Annotated in this window: 11 protein-coding genes; 3 read left to right on the top strand and 8 right to left on the bottom strand. The window is 46.7% G+C overall.

Annotation, left to right across the window (positions count from 1 at the left end; translation table 11 throughout):
* Positions 1 to 79: 79 nt before the first annotated feature.
* Both ACJJIE_RS15225 and ACJJIE_RS15220 read right to left on the bottom strand, forming a co-directional pair.
* Complete coding sequence (locus ACJJIE_RS15225; protein ID WP_444892240.1) at positions 80 to 1606, bottom strand: cryptochrome/photolyase family protein; 1527 nt, start codon at positions 1604 to 1606, stop codon at positions 80 to 82.
* Positions 1607 to 1638: 32 nt separating this feature from the next.
* Positions 1639 to 3198, bottom strand: coding sequence for an ABC-F family ATP-binding cassette domain-containing protein (locus tag ACJJIE_RS15220; RefSeq protein ID WP_444892239.1), 1560 nt, complete (start codon positions 3196 to 3198; stop codon positions 1639 to 1641).
* A 384-nt stretch (positions 3199 to 3582) separates the two neighbouring features.
* Here ACJJIE_RS15220 and ACJJIE_RS15215 point away from each other — a divergent pair, with 384 nt between their 5' ends.
* On the top strand, positions 3583 to 4233 hold the full coding sequence (locus tag ACJJIE_RS15215; protein ID WP_507021874.1) for a glycine-rich domain-containing protein: 651 nt from the start codon (positions 3583 to 3585) through the stop codon (positions 4231 to 4233).
* 40 nt (positions 4234 to 4273) lie between these two features.
* Here ACJJIE_RS15215 and ACJJIE_RS15210 read toward each other — a convergent pair whose 3' ends face one another.
* From ACJJIE_RS15210 to ACJJIE_RS15195, 4 genes are all read right to left on the bottom strand, one after another.
* Positions 4274 to 5470 (bottom strand): CaiB/BaiF CoA transferase family protein, encoded by a 1197-nt coding sequence (locus ACJJIE_RS15210; protein ID WP_282930924.1) that lies wholly within the window; start codon positions 5468 to 5470, stop codon positions 4274 to 4276.
* A gap of 53 nt (positions 5471 to 5523) precedes the next feature.
* Entirely contained in the window at positions 5524 to 6672 is a 1149-nt protein-coding gene (locus ACJJIE_RS15205; RefSeq protein ID WP_444892238.1) for an acyl-CoA dehydrogenase family protein, read from the bottom strand.
* Positions 6673 to 6777: 105 nt separating this feature from the next.
* The gene (locus ACJJIE_RS15200) at positions 6778 to 8934 is read right to left on the bottom strand and encodes a 3-hydroxyacyl-CoA dehydrogenase NAD-binding domain-containing protein (protein WP_444892237.1); all 2157 of its coding nucleotides are present in this window, start codon (positions 8932 to 8934) and stop codon (positions 6778 to 6780) included.
* Positions 8935 to 8944: 10 nt separating this feature from the next.
* Positions 8945 to 10153: an acetyl-CoA C-acetyltransferase gene (locus ACJJIE_RS15195; RefSeq protein WP_444892236.1), complete on the bottom strand. Its 1209-nt coding sequence runs from the start codon at positions 10151 to 10153 to the stop codon at positions 8945 to 8947.
* Positions 10154 to 10538: 385 nt separating this feature from the next.
* On the opposite strand from ACJJIE_RS15195, the gene ACJJIE_RS15190 reads away from it, so the two are divergent.
* Entirely contained in the window at positions 10539 to 11783 is a 1245-nt protein-coding gene (locus tag ACJJIE_RS15190; protein ID WP_444892235.1) for an OmpA family protein, read from the top strand.
* 93 nt (positions 11784 to 11876) lie between these two features.
* Here ACJJIE_RS15190 and ACJJIE_RS15185 read toward each other — a convergent pair whose 3' ends face one another.
* Positions 11877 to 12911, bottom strand: a complete 1035-nt coding sequence (locus ACJJIE_RS15185) for an AraC family transcriptional regulator (protein ID WP_444892234.1) — start codon at positions 12909 to 12911, stop codon at positions 11877 to 11879.
* A gap of 364 nt (positions 12912 to 13275) precedes the next feature.
* On the opposite strand from ACJJIE_RS15185, the gene ACJJIE_RS15180 reads away from it, so the two are divergent.
* Complete coding sequence (locus ACJJIE_RS15180) at positions 13276 to 13608, top strand: helix-turn-helix domain-containing protein (protein WP_413663608.1); 333 nt, start codon at positions 13276 to 13278, stop codon at positions 13606 to 13608.
* 25 nt (positions 13609 to 13633) lie between these two features.
* On the opposite strand, the gene ACJJIE_RS15175 is transcribed toward ACJJIE_RS15180, so the two are convergent.
* Positions 13634 to 14011 (bottom strand): DUF4168 domain-containing protein, encoded by a 378-nt coding sequence (locus ACJJIE_RS15175; RefSeq protein WP_282930932.1) that lies wholly within the window; start codon positions 14009 to 14011, stop codon positions 13634 to 13636.
* Positions 14012 to 14237 lie beyond the last annotated feature (226 nt).

Below are 14237 nucleotides of genomic sequence, written 5' to 3'. Positions count from 1 at the left end.
TCTAATAAGGCGAGTATTGGCTTAGTTTAGTAATGATTAAGGAAGCCTTCGATAAAGGATTTTATGATCTATACAGAGATTATGATTTCTTTGTCATAAATTGCTTTGCCCTTTTTTTTATTGCTGTCACTTCACTTTTCTCAAGCTTATCCAAAAGGCTGAACATCATTGTCATTCTATGATTTCCCTCTAGCATTTTTCTTTTTTCAATTAAGAAATTCCAGTAGAGACTGTTAAATGGGCAGGCCTTCTCTCCAGTTCGTTGTTTGACGTCATAAATACAGTCGCTGCAATAGTTACTCATTTTGTTGATATAGGAGCCACTACTAATATAGGGCTTTGTTGCAACCAATCCACCATCGGCGAACTGGCTCATTCCCCGGGTATTAGGCATTTCAACCCACTGAATAGCATCTATGTAAATACCGAGATACCAACTTTCCACCTGGTCAGGGTCAGTTTGTGTTAGTAGCGCAAAATTACCGGTAATCATAAGCCTTTGGATATGGTGAGCATAGGCATTTTCCAAGCTATTCCTGATAGTGTTGTGAAGGCAGTTCATGGACGTTTTGGCATCCCAGAAAAAATCTGGCAAATTATTTTTATTCTTCAACGTATTCTGATGCTCATAACTGGGCATAGACATCCAGTAGACACCGCGCATATATTCTCGCCAGCCCAATATTTGGCGTACAAAACCTTCAATCTGGTTAAGTCCTATTGAAATTTTTCCATCTTCCCAAGATTTTATCGCTGTATCGATAACCTCTTTTGGAGATATGAGTTTACTATTTAGAGAGAAGCTAATTCGGCTGTGATAAAGAAAGGCTTCATCTGGATCCATTGCGTCCTGAAAATCGCCAAAATGAGCAAGTAGATGTTTACAAAAATGACGAAGTAGTTTTATAGATTCCTCCCTGCTGGTTGGCCATATAAAATTCTCTGGATCAATCTCTCCAATACTCTTAACTCCAGAATTTTTTATACGGGATAAAGTTGAAGTGACATTACTTGTTATTTTTCTCTGCTTGGGTTTGCCCAGCTTTCCATTCCATTTCTTTCTATTGCTTTGGTCGAAATTCCACTTTCCCCCTTCAGGTTTTCCATTGTTCATCAGAATGTCATACTTCTTCCGCATATAGTGGTAGAAGCTCTCCATAAGTAGCGATTTTTTCCCTTGGAAGAAATCTGCCAGCTCTTCTCGAGTGGTTAAAAAGTGCTCAGTGTCGTAGGCTTGAAATTCTATTGATAGCCTCTTTTCTAGTTGTAGCAGCTGCTGATCTAGTCGGTACTCATCGGGAAGTTGGTACTCAAATTTTTCAATTTTGTGTTTTCTAATAATATCTTCGAGATTTTTTGTGAGGTTTTGTTTGTTGTTTTTATCGTCTATTCGATAGTAGATGACATTGCAGCCTCTATTTTTAAGCCACTCTGAGAAAATCTGCATAGCTTCAAAAAAGGCAACGACTTTTTGGATGTGGTGAACAACGTAATCGGTCTCTTGGCGCATTTCAGCCATAAAGTAGATCTTATCCTTTTGGTTACCTCTAAACCAGGAGTGTTTTTGGTTCAATTGATCTCCTAATAGCAAGCGCAGCGTTTTCACATCTCACTTCCTTTATTTAGGTCTTAATATGCCTATAGATAGACCCTTCTATTCACTCCCACATTTTCTACAAAAGTAGAGTCATGGGAGATCAATAAAAATGTTCCGGGGTATTCTACCAGCGCAGTTTCCAGCGCTATACGCGACTCCAGATCCAAGTGATTGTCCGGTTCGTCCAGTAGTAGCAGGTCTGGTGCCTCAGTGCCACGAGTAGCGGCAAGTAAAGCAACCTTTAGTCGCTCCCCTCCACTTAAAGTATTGGTAGAGCGAAGTGCAGAATCACCTCGAATATTCATTGTGGCTAGGGCTGTGCGCCAGAAGTTGGTATCTTTATCAGGGTGCAGGCGGGATAAAGTTTCCAAGGCAGATAGATTTCCATTTAGTTGACTTAGGCTCTGATCCAGATAAAAACAGCTGCCAAAAGTTTTACACAAACCGCTGCGAGGTTTAACTCGACCAGCAATGATCTTTAGTAGCGTTGTCTTTCCGCTACCATTGGCGCCACAAATATGCCAGCGATCGCCACTGTGCATGGTGAGTGATATGGGATCACTCTGAATACCGTAGGGCAGTTTGAGATCCTCAACATACAGACGAATACCACCCGTTAGCCCTGTTTTGCTAAGTTGCATATTGGGGAGCTTATGACTCTTATAGTCCTTTTGGCAACTTTCTAAATCTAGCTTTAACTTATGGTACTGACGATCCAGGTTTCTAGTCAGCTTGCCTAAACTTTGCCCTGCACGATCTTTTTTCGCATCTAGTAGCGATTTACATTGGGAACCTTTTAATTTCTTACCCTGGTTTTTTCTGGTTGTAGTTTTTTCAGCAGAACTTTGCTTAAGTTTGTTTAGGCTTTTTATATTCTTTTTGGTACTTTCAATTTTCTTTTCTACAGACTGTCTCTGTATCTCTTTTTCTTTCTTGTAGTGTGAATAGTTACCACCATATGTGCGTAGTTTTCCTGAAACTAGTTCCACTATCGTGTCAGCTTGTTGGAGTAAGCTTCGATCATGACTGACCATTAGAATTCCGGCAGAATGGTTTCTAATTTTCTGCTGTAACCATTTTCTACCGTCTGAATCTAGGTGATTACTAGGCTCATCCAGTAGCAGGTAGTGTTTTTTATGAGAGAAGGCATTGATTAAAGCCAGTCGGACTCTTTCACCGCCGCTAAGATTGCCGATAGGAGTGTCTAACGTGAGATTTATTCCGGCGCTGTATAAATGCTGTTGCCAAATTGTAGGTAGCTCCCATGAATCTGAGACACGTATCAGATCTTCCTCACTCTGATTGCCAGACTCAATACGTGAAAAACAGTCATAGAGGCCTGTAGGGTCGAATAAATCTACAATTCGCTTGTTGGAATTGCTACTCACTTGATCCACTTTAAGGTAGTCCGTATACCAAGTAATACTTCCCTGTTCAGGCTTTAGTTTCCCAATCAAAGCCTCTAAAAAAGTCGATTTTCCACTGCCATTATTTCCCACTAAGCCAGTAAATCCAGAAGGGAAGTCAAGATGGATCCCCTTAAATAGAGATTTCTCAGGGAAGTTTAAGGAAAGATTTTTTATAGAACAAATGCTCTGCATGTCACCCTCCGGTAGTCGGAATGGGTGGCGCAATACCATGATCTTGAGAGAAAGTTGTAGAGAATGGAGTACGCCACTTGCACGGGAATTGATGGCCTCTTGAGAAGCCGGGTTATCTCCAGTGTGTGCAAGGCTTAATTCATTGGCGTAAATGACTCCAAATAGAAAAGTTGATATGCCGTATCTTAGTAAATGTGGAAAAATACTTCAAGGCCGGTCGGTAAACTTCTACTTGGTACTCTAATCCGTTAAAAGAAGGTGGCATAAAGATCTTTTTGAGATTACATTGCGGTATTTTATTTTTAATGACTTACTTTCGAATGATAAGTATTTAATAACAATGGGAGTTGCTATGGTATTTGAAGGCTTTATGGTGGTTGGTCTATTGATCGTAAGCGCTATGGTTTTTTATTTTATCGAAAAACAGAAAGGCAGCGATTTTTGAGAGAATATCAATTTCATCCTTCGCTTAAACAAAAGGTAAAGAAAACATATCCTCACCTCAGCAACAAACAGCTGGGCATAGTGCTTGATGCTTTAAGAGATTATTTTATTATCTGTCAAACTGCTGGCAGAAAAATGGTTGCTATGCCATCTCAAGTTGTCGATATTGCTTGGCATGAATTTATATTAAGTACACAGTTATATAAGAGTTTCTGTAATAAATCTTTTGGTTATTTTCTACATCATACGCCCAATGAAGTTATGCCAAGTAAGAATACTACTGGTGAGGGGATTAAGAGAGCATGGCGAATAGCTTGTGCTCATGGTGGAATTAACCCATCCAAGCCTAAGTCGCTGCCTCTGATTTTTTCAATTGATAAACAGCTGGAAATTAAAGACGGCTTTCATTATTCATTAAATTGCTGTTCTAGAACTAACCTCTCATCAGATTATTGTGCCAGTCATATTGGTTGTGCCGCGAGTTGTGAGGGCGGTTCATCCGATAGTAGTAACGGTGGATTTTGGAGTAATGACTCTACTTCAGACTCTGGAAGCAGTTGCGGTGGTGGCTGCGGCGGGGGCGGGGATTAGGGGCAGCTATTCGCCGCCTTATCGATCGTATTCAATGTGACTAGTGGGGAACAACTTGAGTTTCACATATTTCCTCGATTTCTTCTGCACTAAAACCGAGCTCACTCAATACGGTATGGTTATGTTCTCCCAGAGATGCTCCCCGGCTGAAAGAAAGTGGCTTCTTGCGATTAAATCTAAAGGGGGTGTTGATCTGTTTGATTCCTCCATCTATTGAGGTGATCATCTCCCTGGATTGGATAAGTTCGCTATCGGCGGCTTCTGTAAAATTGAGTACAGGCTCAATACATGCATCGACGCTCTGAAATACGGCTAACCATTCCTTCTGGGTCTTGCTGGCGATAATCTTGGCGATATCCTCTTTGAGTTTTTCTTGTTGGTCGTCTTGAAGGATTCGATCCATCCACTCTTTATGCCCAATTTTTATGAAAAACTGTTCCGCAAATTGTGGTTCTAAACTGCCTACTGACAAAAAGCGATTGTCCGCCGTTCGGTAGTAATCGTAATAGCTGCCACCATTCAATAGCTCAGACTCAATTTCTGGAGAGCTATTTAAAGCAAGGGCATTAGCTCCACTGATTGCGTTTAAAGCAAAGCTACAGTCTGTCATGCTGATATCGATGTAACTTCCCTCACCAGTTCTCTGGCGATGATATACTGCTGCCAGTATTGACATGACCGCATGATGAGAACCGCCGGCGATATCTGCTATCTGGGTGCCACTCAGGCAAGGGCCATGGCTGCGATTGCCGGAATAACTGGCTAGGCCAGATAGTGCAAGGTAATTGATATCGTGTCCAGCACGCTGTTTTAATGGCCCTGTCTGGCCATATCCAGTGATCGAACAATAGATAATGTCTTCACACTGTTGGCTTAAGTTTTGGTAACCAAGGCCCAGGCGATCCATTACACCTGGGCGAAATTGCTCAATAACGATATCGTATTGCTGAAGTAACCGATGAATTACCTCTTTTGCTTTGGGGCTTTTTAAGTCTATCGCCAATGAGCGCTTGTTGCGGTTAATGGTTGCATGTGCGGCAGATAAGGAAGCAGAGTCATCGACTAGTGGTGGAAATCCCCTCAACAAATCAGGCCGAGAGGGCGACTCAATTCTTAGTACTTCCGCGCCCAGGTCCGCCAATAACATAGTGGCATAGGGACCGGGGAGGAGCGTGGAAAAATCGAGTACCTTAAGCCCTTCCAATGGGGCACAGTGCTTATTCTTTTGCTGTTTCACTTTTTATTTCATTATTTTAATTGAGAACAGAAATTTAAAGCCAGGGCTTTAACTTAGTCGTCGCGTAGAAGTTCACGGGAGATAATCAATTTCATGATTTCATTGGTCCCAGCATAGATTCTTCCTACACGGGCGTCGGCCCAGGATCGGGCGATGGGATATTCCCACATATAACCGTAGCCTCCGTGTAACTGGACACATTCATCCAGAAGTTTGCACTGGAAATCCGTACTCAGTAATTTTGCCTTTGCCGCCGTTGCAACATCGAGCTCCTTTTTATAGTGAAGCTCCAGGCAACGATCGATAAATACTCGAAGGGCAGTTAACTCACTGTCCAACTCTGCCAGCTTGAATTGTGTGTTTTGGAAGGCAGAAATAGGTTTACCAAAAGCCTTGCGATCCCGTACGTAATCAATAGTCCATTGTAGGGCAGCTTCAGCATTGGATATAGCATAAATTGCCACGCTTAAACGCTCTTGAGGCAACTCCTGCATTAAATAAATAAACCCTTGTCCCTCGCCACCGAGAAGGTTTTCCGCAGGAACCCTGACATCATCAAAAAAGAGTTCTGAAGTATCCTGGGCCTTCATTCCTATTTTTTCCAGGTTACTACCTTTCTTGAATCCGGGGCTGTCTGCTTCGACGAGTAACAAGCTGACTCCAGATGCCCCCTCGTGAGGGTCGGTTTTGGCCACGACAATAACCAGATCTGCTTGCTGTCCATTGGTAATAAAAATCTTGGAGCCATTTAGCAGATAGTGATCCCCTTTGCGCACAGCTGTAGTTCTCACGCCTTGTAGATCTGATCCGGCACCAGGTTCGGACATGGCGATAGCGGTAATCATCTCACCACTAATGCATTTGGGAAGGTACTTTTTCTTCTGTTCTTCCGTGCCGTAATTAATAATGTAGGGCACTGCAATATTAGAGTGCAGGCCCCAGCCAATACCGGAAAGTCCCGCCCGGGCTACCTCCTCATCAATAATGGAGTTGTAGCCATAGTCCAACCCCAAGCCACCATACATTTCGTCAACTTGCGGACACAGAAAGCCCATTTCTCCAGCTTTATTCCACAGTTTACGATCTACCTGACCATCTTTTTCCCACTGATGGTGGTAGGGTACAGCTTCATTTTCTAAAAATTTACGTAAAGTTTCTCGAAACTGTTCGTGATCTTCGTTGTATACAGTTCTTGGTACCATCCTTACACCACCGCATTTTATTGCTGAAAAATTGAACCAGTGTTTTGATAGGCGATGTAAACAGCGAGATTTTAAAAGCCTGTTTACATCGCTCAAACCCCTGGGTTAAGGGTTGTCCGCCAGAGCTTTTCCTGACTCTGCCAGATCCAGCAAAATTGCTGGTGGGGCAAATCGATCTCCATATGCATCAGCCAGTTGCTGGGCGCGTTGGGTAAACGCTTTCAGGCCAAACTGGCTGATGTATTGCAATGCACCACCGGTCCAGGGTGGGAAGCCGATACCGAAGATAGAGCCAATATTGGCATCGCGTACGCTGCGTAGCACATCCTCTTGATAACAGCGAAGTGTCTCCAGAGCCATAATAAACAGCAGCCGTTCCTTCACATCTTCTATCGGCAGTGCCTCTTTGGCGGGAAACTCCTTCTCAAGGCCACTCCATAAGTGCTTTTTCCCGCCCTCAGGGTAAGTATAGAAGCCGCCACCTGCGGCCTTACCAGCGCGACCCACTTCAAGCATTCGGTCGATCACTCCGTCGGCGGGATGCGTGGGGGCGGGTTTACCCTCTTTTTGCAGGTCGTTGATGGTCTGCTGGCGTATCCGGCTCATCAGCGTTAGGGAGACCTCGTCACTAACAGCTAGAGGGCCGACTGGGAAGCCAGCTAGGGCCGCGGCATTTTCAATGGTGGCGGGATTAACCCCTTCGCTAAGCATGCCGATACCTTCATTGGTAAAGCAGCCGAATACCCTTGAGGTGAAGAAGCCACGGCTGTCGTTAACAACGATAGGAGTCTTGCCAATCTGCAATATAAAGGCGAAGGCTTGGGCGAGAGTCTCATCACTGGTTTGCTCACCACAGATAATTTCCACCAGTGGCATCTTGTCGGCAGGGGAGAAGAAATGTAGGCCGATAAATTGCTGGGGACGGTCGGAAGCTTGAGCGAGCCCAGTGATCGGCAGTGTCGAAGTATTGGAAGCAAATACTGCATTTTTCGGCAGCTGTGCTTCGGCTTCCTGGGTAACTTTACGCTTGAGTTCCCGGTCTTCGAAAACTGCTTCTATCACCAACTCACAATCAGCCAGGTCGGTATTGCTGTCTGTGGGCGTGATACGGGAGAGGATCTGATTGACCTTGTCCTCGGTAATGCGACCCCGCTGTAAGCGTTTTTGTAGGGATTTCTCTGCATATTGTTTGCCGGCTAAGGCACCTTCCATGGATACATCTTTTAATACGACATCAACACCTTTACTGGCACAGGCGTAGGCAATGGCTGAGCCCATCATGCCGGCGCCGAGTATGCCAATTTTTTGCATGGGCGACGTTTTATGATCGCGGGCGGCGGCGGGCAGTGATGCTCCGGCTTTGACTTCGTTGAGTGCAAACCAGAAAGTACCAATCATGTTTTTGGCAACCTGCCCGCAAGCGAGGCCTACAAAATGTCGAGATTCAATTCGCGTAGCAGTTTCGAAGTCGACCCTTGACCCTTCTACGACGGTTGCCATTATCGACTCTGGGGCCGGCAGACATCCCTTGGTTTTTTTCTCCAGCATTGCTGGGGCGATCATCAGTAACTGCGCATTTTTAGGGTTCTTTGCGTCCCCTCCCGGCATCCGGTAATCCGGTTGATCCCAAGGCTGAGCAACAGGTTGCTCACTATTCTCTCGAATATAAGAGACAGCCTTCTCTAGTAATTCACTTTCACTGGTAACGAGCTGATGTATCAGACCGGCTTTGAGAGCCTGTTGCGGCCTCACCTGTTTTCCTTCCAGTAGGTAGGGTAGAGACTCCTGGATGCCTAAAAGGCGGGGCATACGTACACAGCCGCCACCACCAGGTAGTAAGCCTAGTGTGACTTCAGGCAATCCCAGTTTTATTGCGGTGCTATCGATAACAATACGCTGATGGCAGCTGAGGGCAATTTCCCAGCCACCGCCCAAAGCTGTGCCATTAATCGCAGCAACGACGGGTTTACCCTGGGTTTCCAGCCAGCGCAGGTTGGCTTTCATTGATTCGCAAGATTCGAAGAAAGGTTTAGCTTCTTCAATTTTTGCCGCAAATAAAGATTTGAGGTCGCCTCCGGCAAAAAAGGTATTTTTTGTGGAGCGAACAATAATTCCAGAAAATTCTTGCTGCTTGAGTTGTTCAACCGCTGCGCTCAGCGACTCGGTAAAATCCCGATCCATCACATTGGCTGATGCATTGGGGTTGTCCATGATCAGGTGGACAATATTGTGATCGTCTATTTCCAGGCGAATGGATTTCATAGTCTGCCCCCTAAACTCTTTCGATAATGGTTGCTACACCCATACCGCCGCCCACACATAGTGTGACCAGGCCGTAGCGAAGTTGCCGTTGTTCCAGCTCATCCAATACTGTGCCGATCAGCATTGCACCGGTCGCGCCGAGGGGGTGGCCCATAGCGATTGAGCCGCCGTTAACGTTGAGTTTTTGTGGGTCCACGTCCAACTCGTGTTGGAAACGCATCACCACTGCCGCGAAGGCTTCATTCACCTCAAAGAGGTCAATATCCTGCACCGTCAGGCCTGCGGCCTTCAGGGCTTTGCGAGTGGCGGGCGCGGGGCCTGTGAGCATGATAGTGGGCTCAGTGCCCACTACCGCAGCGGAGACAATACGGGCGCGGGGGCTGAGCCCCAGATCCCGCCCGGCCTGTTCACTGCCGATCAGCAGGGCGGCTGCGCCATCGACGATTCCTGAGGAATTTCCCGCAGTGTGAACATGGTTAATTGATTCGACCTGTGGGTAACGGGATATGGCAATGCTGTCGAAGCACAGGTCACCCATCCCGGCAAAGGACGACTTGAGTTGTGCCAGGGCCTCTATGGACGCATCTGGGCGCACCAGCTGGTCGTGATCGAGTATGGTCAGGCCATTTTGGTCGCGTACGGGAATCACAGATTTTTCGAAAGCACCGCGCTTCCAGGCGGCTGCCGCTTTGTGCTGAGAGTCCAGCGCAAAGTTATCCACATCCTCGCGAGAAAACCCGCCGAGTGTAGCGATCAAGTCCGCGCCAATGCCCTGGGGTGCAAATCCAGTATCTATTGCTGTGCGTGGGTCCATCGCCCAGGCGCCGCCGTCGCTGCCCATGGGCACCCGCGACATGGACTCTACACCTCCGGCCACTACCAGATGCTCCCACCCGGAGCGAACTTTGGTAGCGGCGAGATTGACCGCTTCGGCACCGGAGGCACAGAAGCGATTCAGAGTTACGCCACCGATATCCCAGTCCCAATTGGCAGCTAAAGCTGCAACTTTTGCGATATCGGCACCCTGATCTCCGATCGGTGTAACACAGCCCATAACGATATCGTCCACTTTGGCAGTGTCGAATCTATTGCGGGTCTGTAATTCTTTCAGGAGATCTGAAAGCAGGGTGATAGGTTTGACTTCGTGAAGGGCACCGCTGGATTTGCCTCTGCCCCGCGGGGTGCGGATAGCATCGTAGATGTAGGCTTCGGTTGGCACGGTTTTAGCCTCTTTTTATTTTATGGTTTCGCTTATTACCATAGTGCGGTGCAGCTTGGGTTCAATGATAAAAATTGCCACGGAAGATGACTCAGCTTCCAGGTACTACCGAAAAATTCCTAGTCAAATATCTTTTTATTTATTCCAAATTAACCTAACCATGTGGAGGTACTGCCGTACACTCAAGTAAGGCGCCTAAATCTATTGAAATTTTGGCACGGTAAATTGGCACTTAAATTATCTTTGCGGCTGGAGGAATCCCATGTCAGGCAGGGTAATGGGTGATACAGGGCAGCTGAGAAAAATTTGAATGGGTAACACACAGGTGACCCCGGACAAATAAATGTACTTTGACGGTCCCTGAGGTGGTGAGCGAGGTTTGGCTATGGCGGATAATGTTTTGGATATGGCTACCGGCCAATTGGGCTCCGGGGGTATTGATGCGCTGACAAAGGCTTTGAATTTGCCGGCAGGGCAAGGTGAAGCTGCACTCTGTTCAGGCGTTGCTTACATACTGGCTGGTATGTTGAACAGGGCCAGTAGTAAAACAGGAATGGGTTATTTATTTAATTTAATTTCTGAAAGTGAAGCGCTGGATTTGTCTAAATTCGCCACCGCTATTTCCTCACCAGAAAAGTTGAAGTCAATTACAGACATCGGTGAGAAAATGCTGGAAAAAATTTTCAGCAGCCGTAAAAAAGAGGTCCTGGAAGTTGCAGCGAATAATTTGGGGAAAGAGGGCGGAGATCTATTGAGTGTATCCGCACCGATAGTTACTTCGTTGATGCAAAGCCAGGCCAAAGCTCAAAAAATGGATGTTTCTGACTTGGCTTCATTCCTGATTGGCCAGCGGGAGCATTTACAGGGGTATATACCGGATAACCTTCTTCAAGCAATCGACGTTCCAGATTTTGGGAAGTTGGGAGACGCTCTGGTTACCCATGGCCACGCCAAACCCCAGGAACCTCGGGCTACAGCAATTCAGGGGCCCGAAGAAAAACGTAAACCGGTTAGTTTCAGTAGCTGGTTTTTTCCTTTGCTGTTGGTACTTGTGGTTCTCTACGCATTGAATATGTGTATGTTGAAAGGGAAAAAGGAAAATTCAGAAAGTAATCCTTCCATGACCTCCCAGGAAGCGAGCTTTATGGAGTCCGCTTCACAGCCGGTAGGGGATTCCCCCCTTGAGAAAGCGGAAGAGGAAGCGCAACTGGGCCCCGATAACTTTTCCAGTAATTTGCGTGATTATCTCAAGAGTTTTTCAGACAATCCCGACCGGGAATTCCCCATGCGGGTGAACTTTGAAAAGGGAACCGCAAAAATCACCAACCCTGCAGCTGAGGATATCGATGCTCTGGCAAAAATCATGCAGGACAACCCCAACTTAACCATTGCTATTGAAGGGCATGTAAAAGGTGAGGGTAATGAAATTGCAGAGCAGGAAATTTCCCAAGAACGTGCGGATGTTGTGAAAGAACTTCTACTGAAGAAGGGGATAGCGGCAAACCGTATCACTGCAACAGGAATGGGCTCAGCTAAGCCTGTTGCGGAAGATATGTCAGAGAAGAGGGACCAAAAAGCCCTCAATGTTGAGCGAGTTAGTATCCGGGTAGTGACAAACTCTCAGGAGTAGCCGGGATACGGGAATCCCTTTAAAGGATATTTTCCAAGGTGGATTTCATTTATAAAAAATCCCGGTCTTTTGACCGGGATTTTTAGTGCCGCCTTAACTACGGAATTTATCCCTGTAAGCTCCGGGAGCTAGCCCTGTCCACTTTTTAAATGCGCGATTAAAAGCGCTGGGCTCGGAAAAGCCCAGGCGCTCGGCAATTTCAGCTACAGCGGTTTCCTGCTGCTTCAACTGGTAAACCGCCATATCCCGTCGAACAGAGTCTTTAATATCCTGCCAGCTGTTGCCCTCCTCTTTGAGGCGGCGGCGCAGCGTCTGTGGAGATGTGTATAAACGTGCGGCGACATCATCCAGTGACAGATTTTCGATACTGTTTTGCTGTTGCAGCATACGGCGAATACGACCGGTGAAACTGTGGTCGGATTTGTATTGGGTCAACAGGCACTCGGGGGCGCGGGACAGGAAGTCTGCCAGCTGTTGCTCATCGCGTACCAGGGGCATTTGCAAATAGCGAGTGTTAAATACCAGGCAGGTTTCACCTTGGTTAAAGTAGTGCCTGCAAGGGAACATATCGCTGTAGTCTTCGTTGTAGTCGGGCGGGGGAAACGCCAGAAGAACGCGCTCTAATAAAATGGTACGGTCGATCAGCCAGCTAAAAAAGCGCAACCAGATTACCGCGATAGATTCGACGAAAATTTGGTTGGGCAATTTTTTTTCATTGGTGTGGTGAATGATCAGTCGAGCTTCTTCACCATCCTCGACCAGCTTGATGTGCAAGTCGTCACTCACCATGCTGATAAAGCGGCTAGAGCGAAGCAGAGCTCGGCGCAGGTTGGGACAGGTGATACAAGCGTGCCCCATCATGGCAAAAGTGCCCGGCAGCCAAGGGCGCGCCAGGAATCCTCCTGACTCATCGTTCAGAAAATCCCACTCAAGGCGTAACAAGTTGGCCATCTGCTCCCGGCCAACGCGGCTATCGGGCTCATCTAGCTGGGCGGGGGCGATTCCGCTATCAATGAGTAGTTGTTGGCAGTCCAGTCCGGTCGCTTGTGCGCCAACCAGATGGGCCTTTACCGCAGCGGCGGGAATACCTAGCCCCGCTTCGCGGAGTTTGGGGTTTTCATTGTCCACTCTTTCAGCCTCACAATTATTTTCTGTCTGCTGCTGTATTACGGTATGGATTATGCGCAAACAGAGAGAGAAAGTCAGGCTTCTGCTTAATTTATATGCAACTGCCTATGCTTTTATTAGTGGTGACAGTTTCGAACTTGATGGGCTTATGGAATAAAAGTTGTCTATTTCTGTCTTTTAATGTGTATTTTTTGCGTTAACGACTGAAAATCCCAGTTTTGCTCTCAACAATTTTCTATGCTTGATCCTCTGTGGACTGACAGTTCTTTTAAAGTTTGATAGCGATAGTGAATCACTATTTCCTCGACCTGTAAGTCATATTCGTCAACAATAGGAAAAATTCCGTTAGTGAAGGACTGGTCAAATGTCACCGACGTCTGTTGCAAGTCTGTTAAACCCGACCATCTGCCGGCGAATGTTGATTGCTTACCTGATTGAGCATATTCCGCGTCCCAATAATCCTACTTTGGAGGAGGCAACTGGATGGCCTCGCCGTACGGTGCAGGACATCATTGCGAAAGGATTGCCGGGGCATGGCACAGTTGTAGAGTTCATTCAGGAAGGCGTGCGCCACAATGACGGCTACTACCTGCTGCGTGATTGGGGGTCTTTTGACAAGAATTGGGTGAAAACCAATTTGCCGATTATTTGCCAGGTGTTAGATGTAAAGCTGGATTTGAGTGACGCAATGAGCTGATCAGAGCGCCACTCACAAAGTTGGATTACTGCTGTGGCGCGTGGCTTTGCTGAAGAATTTTATTCACTTTCTCCAGTAGGGCGGGATTCGATTTAATGCTGTTGGCAATTTCCTGGTATTTGGTTTTGGAAAGGCCGGCTTTTTCAATTGCGGCGATCATTTTTCCCTGTGCTTCTTTGTTGATCGCTTCCGCTTCCTTGATATCGGCAGCCGCTTTCAGTTTGGGAGCGTATTCTCGACTCAGCATCACGATAGAGCGATAGGCGTTGGCAAATTGCTTGAGCTGCGGTTCGCTAAACGAAGCTTTGGGGGCGGTTGTTTGGCTGGTAGCAGGTTGTGCGAAGGTCATCGGCACGCTGAGTGATATTGCCAATACAGCCAGGTATTTCAAAAAGAGCTTCATCGGGCACTCCAAAAAGTATAAGGACGCTTTTGCTTCTCAGAGGGAGCACCCAGCGTCACGTTGGGGCTGTAAATTTATGCTTGTGGCGGAGCTTTAGTGACCTGTACCAAGTCTAAAGCGGGTAGCTATTAGTCTTCAGCGTAGTCAGTTTCTGGCGCCTTGTAGCGCCTTTTTCCGCCAGCAAGGAGAATTTTTCCTGGAGTGGTTGTGAGGTCATAAAATTTAG

The organism is Microbulbifer maximicatervae (SeqCode) (assembly GCF_052467325.1).
Note: the sequence above shows the minus strand (reverse complement) of the source record. Positions and strands in the feature narration are given on the sequence as shown.